The organism is Pantoea sp. X-Soil-MYKO-1785 (assembly GCF_059730675.1).
Genome location: NZ_AP036000.1, coordinates 1,600,303 through 1,619,545, shown reverse-complemented (window position 1 = coordinate 1,619,545; position 19,243 = coordinate 1,600,303). Strand labels below are relative to the sequence as shown.

General features: G+C 54.9%; 19 protein-coding genes. 15 read left to right on the top strand and 4 right to left on the bottom strand.

What is annotated here, in order from left to right; all coding sequences use genetic code 11:
- Nucleotides 1-24 precede the first annotated feature (24 nt).
- From AC6I8D_RS07525 to AC6I8D_RS07515, 3 genes are all read left to right on the top strand, one after another.
- Complete coding sequence (locus tag AC6I8D_RS07525; protein WP_031374488.1) at nt 25-195, top strand: hypothetical protein; 171 nt, start codon at nt 25-27, stop codon at nt 193-195.
- A gap of 367 nt (nt 196-562) precedes the next feature.
- Nucleotides 563-1,624, top strand: coding sequence for a glycosyltransferase family 9 protein (locus tag AC6I8D_RS07520; protein ID WP_312756638.1), 1,062 nt, complete (start codon nt 563-565; stop codon nt 1,622-1,624).
- Nucleotides 1,621-1,968 carry a DUF1493 family protein gene (locus AC6I8D_RS07515; protein ID WP_497819874.1) on the top strand — a complete coding sequence of 116 codons (348 nt, stop codon included), beginning with the start codon at nt 1,621-1,623 and terminating at the stop codon, nt 1,966-1,968. Before AC6I8D_RS07520 ends, AC6I8D_RS07515 begins: the two co-directional genes overlap by 4 nt.
- Here the strand turns inward: AC6I8D_RS07515 and AC6I8D_RS07510 are convergent.
- Nucleotides 1,965-2,972, bottom strand: coding sequence for a glycosyltransferase family 9 protein (locus AC6I8D_RS07510; RefSeq protein WP_497819873.1), 1,008 nt, complete (start codon nt 2,970-2,972; stop codon nt 1,965-1,967). The genes AC6I8D_RS07515 and AC6I8D_RS07510 overlap by 4 nt on opposite strands.
- 640 nt (nt 2,973-3,612) lie before the next feature.
- Nucleotides 3,613-4,863, bottom strand: a complete 1,251-nt coding sequence (gene icd, locus AC6I8D_RS07505) for an NADP-dependent isocitrate dehydrogenase (RefSeq protein WP_046288384.1) — start codon at nt 4,861-4,863, stop codon at nt 3,613-3,615.
- A 97-nt stretch (nt 4,864-4,960) separates the two neighbouring features.
- On the opposite strand from icd, the gene rluE reads away from it, so the two are divergent.
- From rluE to AC6I8D_RS07465, 8 genes are all read left to right on the top strand, one after another.
- Nucleotides 4,961-5,632: a 23S rRNA pseudouridine(2457) synthase RluE gene (rluE, locus tag AC6I8D_RS07500; RefSeq protein ID WP_497819872.1), complete on the top strand. Its 672-nt coding sequence runs from the start codon at nt 4,961-4,963 to the stop codon at nt 5,630-5,632.
- Between the two features lie 45 nt (nt 5,633-5,677).
- Nucleotides 5,678-6,154, top strand: coding sequence for an NUDIX domain-containing protein (locus AC6I8D_RS07495; protein ID WP_031374486.1), 477 nt, complete (start codon nt 5,678-5,680; stop codon nt 6,152-6,154).
- A 39-nt stretch (nt 6,155-6,193) separates the two neighbouring features.
- Nucleotides 6,194-7,306 carry a tRNA 2-thiouridine(34) synthase MnmA gene (gene mnmA / locus AC6I8D_RS07490; protein ID WP_312056929.1) on the top strand — a complete coding sequence of 371 codons (1,113 nt, stop codon included), beginning with the start codon at nt 6,194-6,196 and terminating at the stop codon, nt 7,304-7,306.
- A 43-nt stretch (nt 7,307-7,349) separates the two neighbouring features.
- Complete coding sequence (gene hflD, locus AC6I8D_RS07485) at nt 7,350-7,991, top strand: high frequency lysogenization protein HflD (protein ID WP_312056930.1); 642 nt, start codon at nt 7,350-7,352, stop codon at nt 7,989-7,991.
- Nucleotides 7,992-8,035: 44 nt separating this feature from the next.
- Nucleotides 8,036-9,406 (top strand): adenylosuccinate lyase, encoded by a 1,371-nt coding sequence (gene purB / locus AC6I8D_RS07480; protein ID WP_312056931.1) that lies wholly within the window; start codon nt 8,036-8,038, stop codon nt 9,404-9,406.
- 104 nt (nt 9,407-9,510) lie between these two features.
- Nucleotides 9,511-10,179: a two-component system response regulator PhoP gene (phoP, locus tag AC6I8D_RS07475; protein WP_159860662.1), complete on the top strand. Its 669-nt coding sequence runs from the start codon at nt 9,511-9,513 to the stop codon at nt 10,177-10,179.
- Nucleotides 10,180-10,181: 2 nt separating this feature from the next.
- On the top strand, nt 10,182-11,642 hold the full coding sequence (gene phoQ, locus AC6I8D_RS07470) for a two-component system sensor histidine kinase PhoQ (protein ID WP_312056933.1): 1,461 nt from the start codon (nt 10,182-10,184) through the stop codon (nt 11,640-11,642).
- A 57-nt stretch (nt 11,643-11,699) separates the two neighbouring features.
- Nucleotides 11,700-12,824, top strand: a complete 1,125-nt coding sequence (locus AC6I8D_RS07465) for a ribosomal protein uL16 3-hydroxylase (RefSeq protein ID WP_031374481.1) — start codon at nt 11,700-11,702, stop codon at nt 12,822-12,824.
- A 111-nt stretch (nt 12,825-12,935) separates the two neighbouring features.
- Here the strand turns inward: AC6I8D_RS07465 and pepT are convergent, their stop codons facing one another.
- Nucleotides 12,936-14,165, bottom strand: a complete 1,230-nt coding sequence (gene pepT, locus AC6I8D_RS07460; protein WP_312056935.1) for a peptidase T — start codon at nt 14,163-14,165, stop codon at nt 12,936-12,938.
- A 315-nt stretch (nt 14,166-14,480) separates the two neighbouring features.
- Between pepT and potA the strand changes: the two genes are divergently transcribed.
- From potA to potD, 4 genes are read left to right on the top strand one after another with little or no spacing between them, the layout of a single operon-like run.
- Nucleotides 14,481-15,596: a spermidine/putrescine ABC transporter ATP-binding protein PotA gene (gene potA / locus AC6I8D_RS07455; RefSeq protein ID WP_312056937.1), complete on the top strand. Its 1,116-nt coding sequence runs from the start codon at nt 14,481-14,483 to the stop codon at nt 15,594-15,596.
- Nucleotides 15,589-16,440 carry a spermidine/putrescine ABC transporter permease PotB gene (gene potB / locus AC6I8D_RS07450; protein WP_089561182.1) on the top strand — a complete coding sequence of 284 codons (852 nt, stop codon included), beginning with the start codon at nt 15,589-15,591 and terminating at the stop codon, nt 16,438-16,440. The genes potA and potB overlap by 8 nt, the downstream gene beginning before the upstream one ends.
- Nucleotides 16,437-17,210 carry a spermidine/putrescine ABC transporter permease PotC gene (potC, locus tag AC6I8D_RS07445; protein ID WP_497819871.1) on the top strand — a complete coding sequence of 258 codons (774 nt, stop codon included), beginning with the start codon at nt 16,437-16,439 and terminating at the stop codon, nt 17,208-17,210. Before potB ends, potC begins: the two co-directional genes overlap by 4 nt.
- A gap of 13 nt (nt 17,211-17,223) precedes the next feature.
- The gene (gene potD / locus AC6I8D_RS07440) at nt 17,224-18,267 is read left to right on the top strand and encodes a spermidine/putrescine ABC transporter substrate-binding protein PotD (RefSeq protein WP_312056939.1); all 1,044 of its coding nucleotides are present in this window, start codon (nt 17,224-17,226) and stop codon (nt 18,265-18,267) included.
- A 34-nt stretch (nt 18,268-18,301) separates the two neighbouring features.
- Here potD and cobB read toward each other — a convergent pair whose 3' ends face one another.
- Entirely contained in the window at nt 18,302-19,135 is an 834-nt protein-coding gene (cobB, locus tag AC6I8D_RS07435; protein WP_497819870.1) for a Sir2 family NAD+-dependent deacetylase, read from the bottom strand.
- Between the last annotated feature and the right edge of the window lie 108 nt (nt 19,136-19,243).

Below are 19,243 nucleotides of genomic sequence, written 5' to 3'. Positions count from 1 at the left end.
TCTGAATAAATAAAAGGTGGTCACATGAAAGCATTCCCTGCCCTGTTGCTGGTTGCAGCAACCCTGACGTCACTGGCGGGCTGTTCACACCAGAGCAGCGCGATTAAAGAAGATGGCCGTCCTCATGCGCCAAGCGGTCAGTCTTCACCAGGCGGTACTCTGGGTTCTGGCCCGGTCGGTCAGCCTCAGTCATGACACTCTCCCCCGGCACTGTTGCCGGGGGCTGTTTCATCTGCCCGGCCGATAGTTAAGCGGGCAGTGATATAAATAGCATCCTGACTAATAATTACTCCGCTATTAATTACCGCCAAAATGAATATTATTCCTCCTCTCTGCTAAATTACAGAATGATCCTACTTATTTATGTTTTATTTATTTTTCCTGGCCGCCAGAATGTAAAGAACGCGCCTTGAAACAGTAAGGGTTCTGTTTATAACTTCAACGCTTCCTCTACGGCCGATAAAAACAAACGTAATTAATGAACTTTAGCCGCCAGCCTATTATCTAATTCTTCACAACACCTTCTGTTTAATGAAATTAATACGTTTAAGAGATTCCAGACGTGAAGAAAAAAAAGATTTATCTGATAGACCGGCTTTTAACGCTTTATTCCCGATTCTCCAGCCGGAAAAAGCCCCACAGCCTGCAGGGTCTGACGCCCGGGACGGTGGTTATCTACTCCACCACCGCGCTAGGAGATTTCCTGATGAATACGCCGGCGATCTGGAGCCTGAAAAACCGTTTTCCCACCAGTAAATTTATCCTCGTCTCCAGTAAGAAAAATAAAGATTTAGTGACCCGCTATCACTGGTTCGATGATATCTATATCTGGGATAATAAGATGCTGAATTTTTTACCCTTGCTGTTTAAACTGCGACGTAAAAAACCCGACCTGTCGGTGATATTACACGCCCATTTCCCGTACGATATATTAAGTTCAGTCATCACCGGCAGCCAGACAATAATTCGCGATCACTATGGCAGCGAACCTGCGCTATTAAATAAACATCTCGATTACTACTCAGGTTTTTTCGACGATCACACTATTAAGCGCAAACTAAAATTAGTGGAATCGCTGGGTGCCGAAACCCACCAGACGGAGATGCATCTGCCGCTGCTGGACAGCCCGGCCGCTGTACCCTGCGCCCATCGTCGGATTGGGTTTCAGCTGGGCGCGTCGAAAGATATCCGGCGCTGGCCGCTGACGCATTTTAGTCAGCTGGCCACGGTCTTGCTGCAGAGCTGGCCTGACTGTGAAATCATCGTCACCGGCACCGCGGCTGAGCAATCGCTTGAGCAGCAATTTATCGACAGCCTGCCGCTGCAATACCGTAATAACGTGACGCCAATGGCGGGAAAAACTAATCTCAGCGGACTGATTACGCTGATCCGCAGCCTCGATCTGCTGGTCACCGGTGACACCGGCCCGCTGCACATTGCCGTCGCGGCACAGGTTCCCACCGTTAGCCTGTTTTCGACTGCCAATCCACGCTATACCGGTCCGTGTCAGGACAGCGATCGTCATATCGTTATCCATCGTCCGGAACGCCACGCCTCGCAACATCCTATGGCCTCAATCAAGGCTGAGGAAGTCCATCAGGCCGTGACCCAACTGGTGGGATGATGGAGACGCCCCACAAGCCCTGTTCGCCACAAGCGGTGATCGCGTTGATTGAGTATCACAACCAGCCAACGCTGTTTGGCTGGTTCAGGAAAATTGATCGTCACGACTTCCACCTGCAGCAGTTGCCGCTGAGCGAGGTGGAATTCGCGATACTGATGAGTGATTTCTTTATTACCTTCGGGGTCTGTTCAAGGCACTACGATGAAAGCTGCTATTTTCCGGCATCACGTTCTGCGCTGGACGGGCGGCTGGGGTTCGCTGCTGGCTTGCCCTACCGTCCACTGACGGTGGCTTTGCTGTATGAGGCGGCCAGCCTTGGCCGCTGGCCTGAGAGGAATGACTAAATAACGGTGTTCACAAATGCGTCGTATACCTCGCGGCTGCTGAGCGAGGTCACCTCACGCGACGCCGGTTGCAGTACCTGATGCTTAACCTGCCACGGATGCCAGCAGGCCGGATCGCTGTCGCCAAACATCGCCACGATCGGCAGACCGAGCGCTGCCCCGATATGCATCGCCCCGCCATCACTGGTGACCAGTCCCTGACACAGCGACATCGCTGCAATGAGTTGTGGCAGGCTGGTAGTCGCCACCGCTTTCAGCGTCAGCTGCGGGCACAGCGCCATAATCTCGCGGGCTTTCTCATCATCGCCAGGATGGCGCGGATTATCGCGACTACCAGGCGACCACAACAGCATGATCTGGCATAAATGACGGGCGGCGAGGGTTTCCGCCAGTTCAGCAAAGCGTTCAGCTGACCACTGCTGGCTCGGCTTACGGGCGCTGATTTGTAATGCATAGACTGGCAGGCTGGAATCGATGGCGTAGCATTTACGCAGGTGGTCGGCAATCTCTGCATCTGGCGTTAGCGTCAGCTTGCCCGGCGCAGCAGTCGTAAGGTTGAAGGGACGGGCTAAACTAAACAGGACCTCAGCGATATGGGCCGGCGCACACGTCTGCGGTGTTAACAGTCGGGTGATCAGCGGATGTGGCTCTTCTCCCAGCGCAATTACCTGCCCCGGACGCACCATTTTCACCCACTTCAGGCCATGATGATCCCAGCGGCTTTTCGCCAGAATCACCGTATCATACCGGTTCTTTTTCAGCGTCAGCATCAGTTGCAAACGCTGCAGCAGGCAGGCGATTCTGCCCTGTCCCGCCTCGCGATGATGCGACTTGGTATAGTAAAACAGTTGCCGGATATCAGGATTGTGCTGCAATACCGGTGCCGCATAATTGTTGGTTAACACATCGACCTGATGCTTACCTGACTGATGCAGCGCGCTGATCAGCGGCGTGGTCAGTAAGGTATCGCCAATATTATCCCGACAAATAATCAAAACCCGCATCTCTGACATCCTTTGCACACCGGCTACGCCGTCTGGCTGGCTAAAAATAAGACTCGCCACTGGCGTCCGCAAAGGGATAACCGTGACGGCATAAGTCAGCAATTAGTCAGCGCAGATTGGGGTTGGTTCAATAGCGGGAAGAACAGGAAAGAGTAAAGCAGGCGGGAAATGAAACAGGCCGCCTGCTGGCAGTCTGAGAACATGCCCCATCCGGCGCTTATCTCCGGCACTCGCAATGGCTTAGCTCTTGAAGGGGCGTAAGAATCATCTCATTGTGCGGGGTAACCGGCTTAACAATAATTGCGGTTGTTACTATTGTTTTGCGAAGTAAAATTCACCGTCGCTGTTGTCACCCTGTTACCGACGCTGGTCTATCTCTCTGCCACTCTGTCGAGGGTATTGCCTGAAAAAAGTGGCTCACTATTAATGCGACAGGCATCCACTCAACGCATACGCCGCTTGCCGCTATTTAGGTGACAGATGTCGACAGATAACGACAGTGATGCTGACAGTGAATCGAGCTTGCGGTATGGCTGCTGAATTTCCGTACAGTTTCAGGGAAGTTTTGGGGAAAAGTTTTAAACAAAAAAAGCCAGCACAAAATTCACTCTTGTGCTGGCTCTGTATCGCTTAAAACTGATTACATATTTTCGATGATAGCGTCACCAAACTCTGAGCATTTCAGCAGCTTAGCGCCATCCATCAGGCGTTCGAAATCGTAAGTCACGGTCTTGTTAGCGATAGCGCCTTCAACACCTTTAACAATCAGGTCTGCCGCTTCGAACCATTCCATGTGACGCAGCATCATTTCCGCTGACAGGATGACTGAACCTGGGTTCACTTTATCCTGTCCGGCATACTTCGGTGCAGTACCGTGCGTGGCTTCGAACAGCGCGCACTCATCACCGATGTTAGCGCCTGGTGCAATACCGATACCGCCAACCTGCGCCGCCAGGGCGTCGGAGATGTAGTCACCGTTCAGGTTCATACAGGCGATAACGTCATATTCAGCCGGACGCAGCAGGATCTGCTGCAGGAACGCATCGGCAATCACATCTTTAACGATGATCTCTTTACCGGTGTTCGGGTTTTTGAACTTCATCCACGGGCCGCCGTCGATCAGTTCGCCGCCGAACTCTTCTTTCACTAACTGGTAACCCCAGTCTTTGAACGAGCCTTCGGTGAACTTCATGATGTTGCCTTTGTGGACCAGAGTCAGGGAATCACGATCGTTGGTGATGGTGTATTCCACTGCCGCGCGAACCAGACGCTTGGTACCCTCTTCCGAGCACGGCTTAACGCCGATACCACACTGCTCAGGGAAGCGAATTTTCTTCACGCCCATCTCTTCACGCAGGAACTTGATCACTTTGTCCGCTTCGGCAGAACCCGCTTTCCACTCGATACCGGCATAGATATCTTCGGAGTTTTCACGGAAGATCACCATGTCGGTCTCTTCAGGACGTTTAACCGGGCTTGGTGTGCCTTTGTAGTAACGTACCGGACGCAGGCAGACGTAGAGGTCCAGCTCCTGACGCAGGGCAACGTTCAGTGAACGAATACCGCCGCCGACCGGGGTGGTCAGTGGGCCTTTGATGGCAACGCGATATTCTTTAATTAAGTCGAGGGTTTCCTGTGGCAGCCAGACGTCCTGGCCATAAAGTTCCACGGATTTCTCACCGGTGTAAATCTCCATCCAGGAGATTTTGCGCTCGCCGTTGTAGGCTTTCTTCACCGCAGCGTCGACCACTTTCAGCATCACTGGTGAAACATCAACGCCGATACCGTCACCCTCAATGTAAGGAATGACCGGATTATTCGGGACAACCAGTTTGCCCTGGTTCAGGGTGATTTTTTGACCTTCCGCCGGAACAACTACTTTGCTTTCCATTAACCTCTCCTAGGCGATTTTGTTAATGATTTGTAAGATGCGGGTCAATACTACTTGAATATTTCCGTCACGCCAATCACCGCAATTTCGCGTTATAATGCGCCGATTGTTTCTAACTGCAAAGCCCATGCGAAAAACTTCTCAACGAATTCACCAGGATAAACGATTCAGCCGCCCGATGCGTGATGCGCGACGTGCCCCTGAGCGTAGTGCTGCGCCGCGCCGCGTGGTGCTGTTTAACAAACCCTTCGATGTTTTGCCACAGTTCACCGATGAAGCGGGCCGTCGGACCCTGAAAGATTTCATCAGCGTGGCCGGGGTCTATGCCGCGGGCCGCCTCGATCGCGACAGCGAAGGATTGATGGTGCTGACCAACGATGGCGCCTTACAGGCCGCGCTGACTCAGCCGGGCAAACGCACCGGCAAGATTTACTATGTGCAGGTCGAGGGCGAGCCACAGGAGACCGACCTGCAACCGTTGCGGGATGGGGTTAATCTGAAAGATGGCCCAACCCTGCCGGCGCAGGTCGAGAAAGTCGCCGCACCAGCGTGGCTCTGGCCGCGCCAGCCGCCGATTCGCGAGCGTAAAAATATCCCGACCCAGTGGCTGAAAGTGACGCTGTATGAGGGCCGCAACCGCCAGTTGCGCCGGATGACGGCCCATATCGGTTTTCCCACTCTGCGGCTGATCCGTTATGCGATGGGCGGTTATACGCTCGATAATCTGGCACCCGGCGCGTGGCGCATTGCTGATGACAGTCCGGCCTGACAGTGCAATTTTTTATAACGTCAGGTTAACAATTACGGAGGAACGATGTTTAAACCTCATGTCACGGTCGCCTGTTTAGTGCAGGCAGAAGGTGAACTGCTGGTAGTGGAAGAGACCATTAAGGGACAGCCCACCTGGAATCAGCCTGCCGGTCACCTTGAAGCGGACGAAACGCTGCAGCAAGCCGCACAACGAGAGTTATATGAAGAGACCGGTATTGCGGCAGAAATGGCCTATTTCATCACCGTTCACCAGTGGATAGCGCCTGACAATACGCCTTTTGTGCGTTTTCTGTTTGGGCTCGATCTGGCCAAAAAGCAGCCAACCCAGCCGCAGGATAGCGACATCGACTGCTGCTGGTGGTTGCCGCCAGCACAGATTCTCACCGCATCTAACCTGCGTTCACCGCTGGTGGCCGAAAGCGTGCGTCTCTGGCAACAGGGTGCGCGCTATCCGTTACATCTGGTCAGCGCGTTCCGCTGGCCGTTTCATGAGGGTGCGCGCCCGTCTTCTGCATGGTAGAATGCGCCGCCTGTTTTTTTATCGTTATGCGAGCGTGTCATGTCTGACAACAGCCAGAAAAAAGTGATCGTCGGTATGTCCGGCGGCGTCGATTCTTCCGTTTCCGCCTGGTTACTGCAACAGCAGGGCTACCAGGTCGAAGGCCTGTTCATGAAGAACTGGGAGGAGGACGATGGCGAGGAATATTGTACTGCCGCGGACGATCTGGCGGATGCGCAAGCGGTGTGCGACAAGCTGGGTATTAAGCTGCACAAGGTCAACTTTGCCGCTGAATACTGGGATAACGTCTTTGAGCACTTCCTCGAAGAGTATAAAGCGGGTCGTACGCCGAACCCCGATATCCTGTGCAATAAAGAGATCAAATTCAAAGCGTTCCTCGAGTTCGCGGCTGAAGATCTCGGCGCGGATTTCATTGCCACCGGCCACTATGTACGTCGTCAGGACGTTGAGGGCCAGAGCCAGCTGCTGCGCGGCCTGGATGGCAACAAAGATCAGAGTTACTTCCTCTATACCCTGAGCCACCAGCAGATTGCTCAGAGCCTGTTCCCGGTCGGCGAGCTGGAAAAGCCCGAAGTGCGTCGCATCGCTGAACAGCTGGATTTGATTACCGCCAAAAAGAAAGACTCTACCGGCATCTGCTTTATCGGTGAGCGCAAATTCCGTGACTTCCTGGCGCGTTATCTGCCGGCTCAGCCTGGTGAAATTGAGACCGTAGACGGCCAGATTGTCGGCGAACATCAGGGTCTGATGTACCATACGCTGGGCCAGCGCAAAGGTCTGGGTATCGGCGGCCTGAAAGAGAGCAAAGATGATCCCTGGTATGTGGTCGACAAAGATGTGGCGCGCAATCGCCTGATTGTCGCACAGGGTGGCGATCATCCGCGTCTGATGTCGGTCGGCCTGATCGCACAGCAGCTGCACTGGGTCGATCGTCAGCCAATCGTCGCCCCGCTGCGCTGTACGGTTAAAACCCGCTATCGCCAGACCGATATCCCGTGTGAGATTATTCCGCACGGCGAAGATCGGATTGAAGTCCGTTTTGATCAACCTGTCGCGGCGGTCACGCCCGGACAATCTGCGGTGTTTTATCTTGGCGAAGTCTGCCTGGGTGGCGGTATTATCGAAGAGCGTCTGCCGTTAGTCGCAAAATAAGCCGCCTTAACCCGGCGTACATGACGCGTAAACAGGAGTAACCGTGGCGAAGAACTATCAGGAAATCACACTGGCGCTGGCAGGCATCTGTCAGTCGGCCCATCTGGTGCAGCAGCTGGCACAGCAGGGTCACTGTCAGCCCGAGGCGTTTACCGTGACGCTGCGCAGCGTGCTGGATCTCAATCCCGGCTCGACGCTGGCGGTATTTGGCAATAATGAAGCCAACCTGCGCCTCGGTCTCGAAACCCTGATGGCGGTGCTCAACAGCAGCAGTCGTCAGGGCGCGGGCGCGGAACTGACGCGTTACACCCTCAGCATGATGGTGCTGGAGCGTAAACTCAGCGCCAATAAATCCGCGATGGCGACGCTGGCTCAGCGTATCAGCCAGCTCGATCGTCAGCTGGCGCACTACGAACTGGAATCCGATACCATTCTGAGCGCCATGGCCGGCATCTATGTTGACGTTATCAGCCCGTTAGGTCCGCGTATCCAGGTGACCGGTTCGCCCGCCGTGCTGCAGAACCCGCAGTTGCAGAGTAAAGTCCGGGCCACGCTGTTAGCCGGCATTCGTGCCGCCGTTTTGTGGCAGCAGGTCGGCGGTGGCCGTCTGCAACTGATGTTTTCGCGCCAGCGCTTGCTGCGTGAAGCAAAGACCCTCTTATCCCGGCTGCCACTGACTTACTAAGTCGGTGCGGCAAAATACTGTTAAATGATTCAGGAGTTGCACTGATGGAATTATCCTCTCTGACCGCCGTCTCACCTGTCGATGGTCGTTACGGCGATAAAGTCAGCCCGCTGCGTGCGATTTTCAGCGAATTTGGTTTGCTGAAATTCCGCGTTGAGGTTGAAGTTCGCTGGTTACAAAAACTGGCCGCGACCGCAGAGATCAAGGAAGTTCCTGCATTTGATGCCGACGCAAACGCTTTCCTCGACGCGATTGTCAGCAACTTTTCGGAGGACGATGCGGCGCGCATCAAGACCATTGAGCGTACTACCAACCACGACGTTAAAGCGGTCGAATATTTCCTGAAAGAGAAAGTGGCGAACGTCCCTGCCCTGCATGCGGTATCTGAGTTCATTCACTTCGCCTGCACCTCCGAAGATATCAACAACCTTTCTCATGCGCTGATGCTGGAAACCGCGCGCCGCGACGTGATCCTGCCTTACTGGCAGCAACTGATCGCCGCCGTAAAAGGCCTGGCGTCAGAATACCGCGATATTCCGCTGCTCTCCCGCACGCATGGCCAGCCCGCCACCCCATCCACCATGGGCAAAGAGATGGCCAACGTCGCCTATCGTCTGGAGCGCCAGCTGCGTCAGCTGAGCCAGATTGAAGTGCTGGGCAAAATTAACGGCGCAGTCGGCAACTATAACGCCCACATCGCCGCCTATCCGGAAGTTGACTGGCATCAGCTGAGCGAGCGTTTTGTCACCTCGCTGGGGATCAGCTGGAACCCCTACACCACACAGATTGAGCCGCATGACTACATCGCAGAGATGTTCGACTGCATCGCCCGCTTCAACACCATCCTGATTGATTTCGATCGTGATATCTGGGGCTACGTGGCGCTGAATCATTTCAAACAGAAAACCATCGCTGGCGAGATCGGCTCCTCTACCATGCCGCATAAAGTCAACCCGATCGATTTCGAAAATTCCGAAGGCAATCTGGGTCTGGCAAACGCAGTGATGCAGCACCTGGCCAGCAAATTGCCGGTCTCCCGCTGGCAGCGCGACCTGACCGACTCCACCGTACTGCGTAACCTCGGCGTCGGCATTGGCTATGCGCTGATCGCCTATCAGGCAACGCTGAAAGGCATTTCAAAACTGGAAGTGAACCGCGATCGCCTGCTCGACGAGCTGGATCACAACTGGGAAGTGCTGGCCGAACCGATCCAGACGGTGATGCGCCGTTATGGCATTGAAAAGCCGTACGAGAAGCTGAAAGAGCTGACGCGCGGCAAGCGGGTTGATGCAGCAGGCATGCAGGCGTTTATCGACAGCCTGGCGCTGCCGGAAGAGGAAAAAGTGCGTCTCAAGCAGATGACGCCGGCCAACTATATCGGCCGTGCTATCCAGATGGTTGACGATCTTAAATAACCCCCTCCGCAGACCGGTTCAGGCCGGTCTGCGTTAACATCCTGTTTAGTTGGTTTCGCGTATACTTTCTGCAATTTGACTCATTCAGATAGTAAGGAATTCCTATGCGTGTTCTGGTAGTGGAAGACAATGCTCTGCTGCGCCATCATCTCGCCGTGCAGTTACGTGATATGGGCCATCAGGTTGATGCCGCCGAAGACGCTAAAGAAGCCGACTATTTCCTTCGCGAGCACCTGCCGGACATCGCGCTGGTCGATTTAGGCCTGCCGGATGAAGACGGTATGTCACTGATCCGCCGCTGGCGCAGTGATGCCGTGCGTCAGCCGATTCTGGTGCTGACCGCCCGTGAAGGCTGGCAGGCAAAAGTGGAGGCGCTGGAAGCCGGTGCTGATGATTACGTCACCAAGCCGTTTCATATTGAAGAGGTGGCTGCACGGCTGCAGGCGCTGATGCGCCGCAACAGCGGCCACGCATCGCAGATCATTGATATGCCACCGTTCCAGGTTGACCTTTCCCGGCGTGAACTGACGGTGAATGAGCAGCCGGTAAAACTGACCGCCTTTGAATATACCATTGTCGAAACCCTGATTCGCAACGCCGGTAAAGTGGTGAGCAAGGATTCGCTGATGCTGCAACTCTATCCCGACGCAGAACTGCGTGAAAGCCACACCATCGACGTGCTGATGGGGCGTCTGCGTAAAAAGATCCAGGCGTTGCATCCCGCTGACGTCATCGCCACCGTGCGTGGCCAGGGTTACCGCTTTGATCTCTGACCATGTCCTGGTTTAGTCGTTATCGCCCGATTTCGCTGCGCGCCCGTTTTCTGCTGGCCTCCGCAGCGATTGTCCTGTTCCTCTCGCTCTCCTATGGCATGGTCGCGGTCATTGGCTATGTGGTGAGCTTCGATAAAAACACCTATCGGGTAATGCGGGGCGAAAGCAATCTGTTCTATACGCTGGCGCAGTGGCATGACAATCAGCTCACCATTGCTCAGCCGGAACGCATGACGCTTAACTTTCCGACGCTGGTGTTCATTTACGACGAGCACGGCAAGCTGCTGTGGCAGCAACGCGACGTGCCGGAAATCCGCAAAAAAATTCACCGCGACTGGCTGCTCAAGCCAGATTTCTACGAGATTGATACCAGCAACGGCACCAGCCTGGCCGCGATGGGGGATAACCTCAACGCGAAACGGCGACTGCATGCCTGGGATACCGACAGCGACGACACCTTCACCCACTCCGTGGCGGTTAACCGTTATGACGCCACCACCAATCTGCCGGCCCTGACCATTGTAGTGGTCGACTCAATTCCGCAGGAGCTGCAGCATTCGGATGTGGTGTGGTCATGGTTCAGCTATGTGCTGGCGGCTAACCTGATTCTGATCGTGCCGCTGCTGTGGCTGGCAGCGCACTGGAGCCTGCGTCCGATTGGCGCACTGACGCAGCAGGTGCGGGAACTGGAGACCAGCCAGCGTGAAAAGCTGGATGATAATCCGCCGCAGGAGCTGCGTAGCCTGGTGCGCAACCTCAACCTGCTGCTGACGAACGAACGGCAGCGTTATACCCGCTATCGCACCACCCTGTCGGACCTGACGCACAGTCTGAAAACCCCGCTGGCGGTGCTGCAAAGCACCCTGCGGTCGCTGCGCAGCGGTAAAGAGTTGACGGTAGAAGAGGCCGAACCGGTGATGCTGGAGCAGATCAGCCGCATCTCGCAGCAGGTCGGTTATTACCTGCATCGCGCCAGTATGCAGGCCGATCACAATCCGCTGCAGCGCGATCTGCATTCGGTATCTGGCTTGCTCGACAGCCTCTGTTCGGCGCTGAACAAGGTTTATCAGCGTAAAGGGGTGGAAATTACTCTCGATATCTCGCCGGAACTCACTTTCGTTGGCGATCAGAACGATTTTATGGAAGTGATGGGTAACGTGCTGGATAACGCCTGTAAATATTGCCTCGAGTTTATTGAAGTCAGCGCCTACCAGAGTGAGAACGCGCTGCATCTCTACATAGATGATGATGGCCCCGGCATCCCGGAGAGCAAGCGCGATCTGGTGTTTGTGCGCGGTCAGCGCGTCGACACTCTGCGCCCCGGTCAGGGGCTGGGGCTGGCGGTGGTGCTGGATATACTTGAGCAATATGCCGGTAAGGTTATCGCTTCAGGCAGCGCGCTGGGTGGCACCCGGATGGAAGTGGTGTTTCAGCGCCAGGAAGTCGAACATCGCCGCGAGTAGAAAATCCTCCGGGCTGTTATACTTGCTGGCATTTACAGCCCTAAGCGGAACCCTTGTATGGACTATCAGCTCGATCTCAACTGGCCCGATTTTATTCAACGCTACTGGCAAAAACGCCCGGTGGTACTGAAGCGTGGCTTCAAAAACTTTGTCGATCCCCTTTCTCCGGATGAACTGGCCGGACTGGCGATGGAAAACGAGGTGGATAGCCGCCTGGTGAGCCATCAGGATGGCAAATGGCAGGTCAGCCACGGCCCGTTTGAGAGCTACGACCATCTGGGTGAGAATAACTGGTCGCTGCTGGTGCAGGCGGTTAATCACTGGCATGAACCTTCTGCCGCCCTGATGCGCCCTTTCCGCTTTTTGCCTGACTGGCGTATCGATGACCTGATGGTGTCGTTCGCGGTACCGGGAGGCGGTGTCGGCCCGCATTTCGATCAGTATGACGTATTCATTATTCAGGGCAGTGGCCGTCGCCGCTGGCGGGTCGGCGAAAAAGTGCCGATGAAGCAGCACTGCCCTCATCCGGATCTGCTGCAGGTGGAACCGTTTGACGCCATTATTGATGAAGAGATGGAGCCAGGCGATATCCTCTACATTCCACCTGGATTCCCGCACGAAGGCTATTCGCTGGAAAATGCGCTGAACTACTCGGTGGGTTTTCGTGCGCCAAGCGGACGTGAACTGATCAGTGGCTTTGCTGATTACGCGCTGGCGAACGAGCTGGGCAGCCTGCGCTTTAGCGATCCGGACGTGCCGTCGCGTGAGTGCCCTTCACAGATCCTGCCGCAGGAAATTGAGGGCGTCCGTCAGGTGATGCTGGATGTGATCAACCAGCCGGAACACTTTGCGCAGTGGTTTGGCGAGTTTATTTCTCAGTCCCGTCATGAACTGGATGTCGCGCCGCCAGAGCCGCCTTATCAGCCTGATGAGATTTATGACGCCCTGCAGCAGGGTGATGCACTGAGCCGGTTGGGTGGCCTGCGCGTGCTGACGATTGGCGATGCGGTCTACGTCAACGGTGAGCGGGTTGAATGTTCACACCCTGAAGTGATGGCCGTGCTGGCGCATCATTATCGCATCACGCTGGAAGATCTCGGGGATGCGCTGGACGATCCGGCGGTGCTGGCGCAAATTGCCGGTCTGGTGAATGCCGGATACTGGTATTTTGGCGAAGAATAACTGACCCTGAGGGCAGACGCATCAGCCGCCTGCCCTCAGCAAGCCAGTCTCCTCAAGTGGCTCTCCGCCATTAGCGGCAGAGAGCCTGCTTCAATAAACCCCGTTCGCAACTTAGCCTTTCTTCTGCGCCGCCAGTTCTGACAACCGCACAATCACTTCCACTGACTTCGCCATGATATTCAGCGAGGCAAATTCATGTTTGCCGTGATAGTTGTAGCCACCGGTAAACAGGTTCGGACACGGTAAGCCTTTCCATGACAGCGCTGAACCGTCAGTACCGCCGCGAATTGGTTTCACCACCGGCTCAATAGCGCAGTCACGCATCGCCTGCAGCGCTAACTCAATGATATGCGGGAAAGGCTCCACCTTTTCACGCATGTTGCGATAGCTGTTGGTGATCTCTACGGTGACAGAACAATCTTTATGCAGGTTTTTGGTCATCTCCGTCGCAATCTGCTGCAGCGTCTGTTTACGCTGCTCAAAACTGTCGGTATCAAAGTCGCGAATGATGTAGTGCAGCTCAGCGTGTTCAACCGTGCCTTTCATCTGGTGCAGATGATAGAAGCCCTCATAGCCTTCGGTGTACTGCGGCTTTTCATTAGCGGGCACGGCGGCATGGAACTGATTGGCCAGGTCCAGCGCGTTGACCATCACCCCTTTGGCTGAGCCAGGATGCACATTGTTGCCCACGATTTTGACCGTGGCGGAGGCGGCGTTAAAGTTTTCATACTCAAACTCACCCAGATCGCTGCCGTCAACGGTGTAGGCCCAGTCAGCGGCAAAGCCTTCAACATCAAAATGCGAGGTGCCGCGACCGATCTCTTCGTCGGGGGTGAAGGCAACGCGGATAGCGCCATGCGGAATATCGCTGTCCGCCAGCCGGGCCATCGCCGTCATAATTTCGGCGATGCCGGCCTTGTCGTCCGCACCCAGCAGGGTTTTGCCATCAGTGGTAATCAGCGTGTGGCCGATCAGCTTGTGCAGTACCGGAAACATCACCGGCGAAAGGATCTCATCGCCATTGCCCAGCGCAATGTCACCGCCGCGGTAATTTTCAATAATCTGCGGATTAACGTGTTTCGCGGTGAAGTCAGGCGAGGTATCCATATGGGAGATAAAACCAATCACCGGCGTTGGCCAGTCTACATTGGCCGGCAGTGTACCCATGACGCAACAGTGATCGCTTAACGTGACGTCAACAAAACCCAATGCCAGCAGTTCTTCCTGCAGCTGACGCGCCAGCGTCCACTGCCCTTCACTGCTTGGCACCTGACGCGCCTGCGGTTTTGCCTGGGTTTCGACTGCGACGTAACTCAAAAAACGCTCAAGTAACTGTTCCATATCCCATCCTTTAAAAGTGCCGTCCGTTATTATTCACAGACCAGCCGGACGCAATGTTGCGTCAAATCATCAGCTGACAGGTTAGCGCTGTCGATCCCATTTGGGGAAGCGATCAGGCCGAAAAAAAAGCCGGATTGTGAGATTGTTGCGGCAAGTCTCGCAATGTGTTGTTAACAATCCTGATTATCGCCTTTCCGGCGGGGGCAAAACATGGCATTGCCACATTTTTCAGGTATCATCCGCCCCTTCTTGCTGGCTGACCGCAACCGGCGGCTATGCTGTAACCTGTTCGACCTTTGACAGACTGAGACTAAAATGACGCAAACACGCGCACAGCAGGCGCTGGTTACGCTTTCTGGCATCAGTAAAGCTTTCGATGGCAAAACCATCATTGATGATTTTAATCTGACCATTCACCATGGCGAGTTTATTACTCTGCTTGGCCCGTCGGGCTGCGGCAAAACCACCATTCTGCGGCTGATTGCCGGTCTGGAAGAGGCGGATCGCGGCCGCATCCTGCTGGACAATCAGGACATTACTGACACCGTGGCCGAACATCGCCACGTCAATACGGTGTTTCAGAGCTATGCGCTGTTCCCGCATATGACGGTATTTGACAATGTCGCCTTTGGTTTGCGGATGCAAAAAACGCCGGCGGCGCAAATCACTACCCGGGTTAATGAGGCGCTGGCAATGGTGCAGCTGGAAAGCTTTGCCGATCGGCGTCCCCATCAGCTGTCGGGCGGACAGCAACAGCGCGTCGCTATCGCCCGCGCGGTGGTCAACCGGCCAAAAGTTCTGCTGCTGGACGAGTCACTCTCTGCGCTGGACTACAAGCTGCGTAAGCAGATGCAGAACGAGCTGAAAGCGCTACAGCGCAAGCTGGGGATTACCTTTGTTTTCGTCACCCACGATCAGGAAGAAGCACTGACCATGTCCGATCGGATTGTGGTGATGCGCGACGGGAAAATTGTGCAGGATGGCACGCCACGTGAGATCTACGAAGAGCCTGATAATCTGTTTGTCGCCCGCTTTATCGGTGAGATCAACGTTTTTGATGCCGAAGTGATCGCCAGCGACAGCGCGCCATTAATACGCGCCAGAGTGGAAGGTCGTGAGTGTGATATCCACTGTGCTTTCCCGGTCCGGCCAGGCGATCGGCTGCACGTGATGCTGCGCCCGGAAGATTTGCGGGTGGAGGAGATTCATGGTGATAGCGCGGCTGACGGCCTGATCGGTTATGTCCGTGAGCGTAACTACAAAGGCATGACGCTGGAATCTACCGTAGAACTGGAGAACGGCAAGCTGGTAACGGTGAGCGAGTTCTTTAATGAAGACGATCCTGACTTTGACCACTCACTGAACCAGAAAATGGCGGTGAACTGGGTGCCCAGCTGGGAGGTGGTATTGCCGTATGAAGCTGATGCGTAATGGTTTCCAGAAAAGCGTCATTGCGCTGATAGTTGGCTGGCTGGCGCTGTTTGTCTTTCTGCCCAATCTGATGATTTTTATCACCAGCTTCCTGACGCGTGACGATGCACACTTTGTCAGCGCGGTATTTACCCTTAGCAACTACACGCGCCTGCTTGATCCGCTGTATGCCGAAGTGCTGCTGCATTCGCTTAATATGGCGCTGATTGCCACCCTCTGCTGCCTGCTGCTGGGCTACCCGTTCGCCTGGTGCCTGACGATGTTACCGGCGCGACTGCGTCCGCTGATGCTGTTTCTGTTGATAGTTCCGTTCTGGACCAACTCGCTGATCCGCATCTATGGGCTGAAAATATTCCTCAGTACCCGCGGCTGGCTGAATGATTTTCTGCTGTCGATCGGCCTGATCGATAAGCCGTTTCGTATTATCTATACCCCGGAAGCGGTGGTGCTCGGGCTGATCTACATTCTGCTGCCGTTTATGGTGCTGCCGCTTTACTCCAGTCTGGAGAAGCTGGATAAACCGCTGCTCGAAGCGGCGCGTGATTTGGGTGCCGGCAAAATACAGACCTTTTTCCGCATCATCCTGCCGCTCACCATGCCGGGAATTATCGCCGGATGCCTGCTGGTGTTGATCCCGGCGATGGGGCTGTTCTATGTGGCGGATTTGATGGGCGGCGCGAAAAACCTGCTGATTGGCAACGTGATCAAGAGTCAGTTCCTCAATATTCGTGACTGGCCGTTTGGTGCCGCCACCAGCATTGTGATGACGCTGTTAATGGGCCTGCTGCTGCTGATTTACTGGCGCGTTGCGCGGCTGCTGAATAACAAGGTGGATTTAGGATGATGACACGCCTGTTACGCGGCAGTTTTATGACGCTCATTTATGCCTGGTTCTATATTCCGATTGTGATTTTAATCGTGAATTCGTTCAACGCTTCCCGCTTTGGCATTAACTGGCAAGGGTTCACTACCCAGTGGTATCACCTGCTGCTGAACAACGACAGCCTGCTGCAGGCGGCGCAGCATTCGCTGATCATGGGCGTGCTGTCGGCCAGCTGTGCGACGCTGATAGGCTCGCTCACTGCGGTAGCGCTCTATCGCTATCGCTTTCGCGGCAAGCCTTTTGTCAGCGGCATGCTGTTTGTGGTGATGATGTCACCAGATATTGTAATGGCGATTTCGCTGCTGGTGCTGTTTATGCTGCTGGGGATCTCGCTGGGATTCTGGTCGCTGCTGTTCTCCCACATCACCTTCTGTCTGCCGTTTGTGGTGATCACCGTTTATTCGCGGCTGAAAGGCTTTGACGTGCGGATGCTGGAAGCGGCAAAAGATCTGGGTGCCAGCGAGACCACGATTCTGCGCAAAATTATCCTGCCGCTGGCTATGCCAGCCGTCGCCGCCGGATGGTTGCTGAGCTTTACCCTGTCGATGGATGATGTGGTGGTCTCTTCGTTTGTGACCGGCCCCACCTTTGAAATATTACCGCTGAAAATTTACTCCATGGTAAAAGTGGGCGTTTCGCCTGAAGTGAATGCGCTCGCCACGATTCTGATGTTGCTGTCGTTGCTGCTGGTGGCGGGCAGTCAGTGGTTACTGCGTGACAAAAATAAATAACCGAGGATTGATAATGAAAAAATGGTCTCACTGGCTGGCAGCGGGCGCGCTGGCACTGGGGATGCAGTCTGCTCAGGCGGACGACGGTAAAACGCTCTACTTCTATAACTGGACCGAGTATGTCCCGCCGGGTCTGCTGGAACAGTTCACCAAAGAGACCGGCATCAAGGTGATCTACTCGACTTATGAATCCAATGAGAGCATGTACGCCAAGCTCAAAACCTGGAAAGATGGCGCTTACGATCTGGTGGTGCCCTCAACCTATTTTGTCGCCAAAATGCGTAACGAAGGCATGTTGCAGAAGATCGACAAGAGCCAGTTGAGCAACTTCAGCAATCTGGATCCGAATCTGCTGAACAAGCCGTTCGATCCGAATAACGATTACTCCATTCCCTACATCTGGGGAGCGACCGCCATTGGCGTCAACAGTGACGAGATCGACCCTAAGAGCGTCACTCGCTGGGCCGATTTGTGGAAACCGGAATATAAGCAGAGCCTGCTGCTGACCGACGATGCGCGGGAAGTGTTTCAGATGGCGCTGCGTAAGCTGGGTTACTCCGGAAACACCCGCGACCCGGCGCAGATCAAGGCTGCCTATCAGGAGCTGAAAAAGCTGATGCCCAACGTGCTGGCGTTCAACTCTGATAATCCAGGCAACCCGTATATGGAAGGCGAAGTGAATCTGGGAATGATCTGGAACGGATCGGCCTATGTGGCCCGTCAGGCGGGAACCCCACTGACGATTGTCTGGCCTGCAGAAGGCGGCATTTTCTGGATGGATAATCTGGCCATTCCCGCCAACGCGAAGAACAAAGCGGGTGCGCTGAAGCTGATCAACTTCCTGCTGCGCCCGGACGTGGCGGCAAAAGTGGCGGAAACCATCGGTTACCCGACGCCGAATCTGGCGGCGAAGAAACTGTTACCCGCCTCGGTAGCAAACGATCCGTCACTTTATCCGTCCGCTGAGATCATTCAGCACGGTGAATGGCAGGATGATGTCGGCGATGCCAGCGTGCAGTATGAGACGCTGTTCCAGCAGCTGAAAGCAGGCCGCTAAGCCAGAAAAGCCGGGCGGCCCGTCGTCACCCGGCTTATTTATACAGGCCACGCAGCAGCGTATGTACAAACTCCGGCACCACTTCACTGGCCAGACCGTAGTGCCGCTCGGCAAACTCATTGCCAACCTGACTCGGTTCCAGGTTCAGCTCAACGGTATGTGCACCCTGCAGTTTGGCTTCATGGACAAAGCCAGCTGCCGGATAGACATGGCCTGAGGTGCCGATAGCAATAAAGTAGTCGGCCTGCTCCAGCGCCTGATAGATCTGCTCCATGCCCAGCGGCATTTCACCGAACCACACCACATGCGGACGCAGCGCTGAAGGAAACTGGCAGCAGGTGCAGCGGTCGTCAGGGGTAATATCCCCGGTCCACTCAATCACCTGTCCGCTGTTGACGCAGCGCACTTTCAACAGTTCACCGTGCATATGCAGTACCCGCGCATTGCCGGCACGCTCATGCAGGTTATCGATATTCTGGGTTACCAGCAGGAAGTTATCGTCTAACATCTGTTCCAGTTCGGCCAGCGCCAGATGGGCGGCATTAGGCTGAATCTCTGCCTGCTGCAACTGCTGGCGACGGGCATTGTAGAAACGTTGCACCAGCGCAGGATCGCGCTGAAAGCCTTCCGGGGTCGCAACGTCTTCGACATGATGTTCTTCCCACAAACCATCAGCGGCGCGGAAGGTGCGGATACCGGACTCGGCAGAAATGCCAGCACCGGTCAGCACCACAACATGCGGCTGTGGATGGGCGGCCAGCTCGGCCTGACGATCACGCTCGAAAATTCGCTGGCGAAAGCGCTGATGCACCTTTCTCCGGGTCTTTTTAAGGCGGGCAAGTCGTATGCGGCGACGTGGTGTACGCATAAAATCTCCTGGAGCAGCGGCTTCGGCGAGCCGCTATAAACAAATTCTGGGCTGAATTCACCCGATAATAACGGTTGCGCATGACAGTGCCATGCAGCAGAGGCCGAA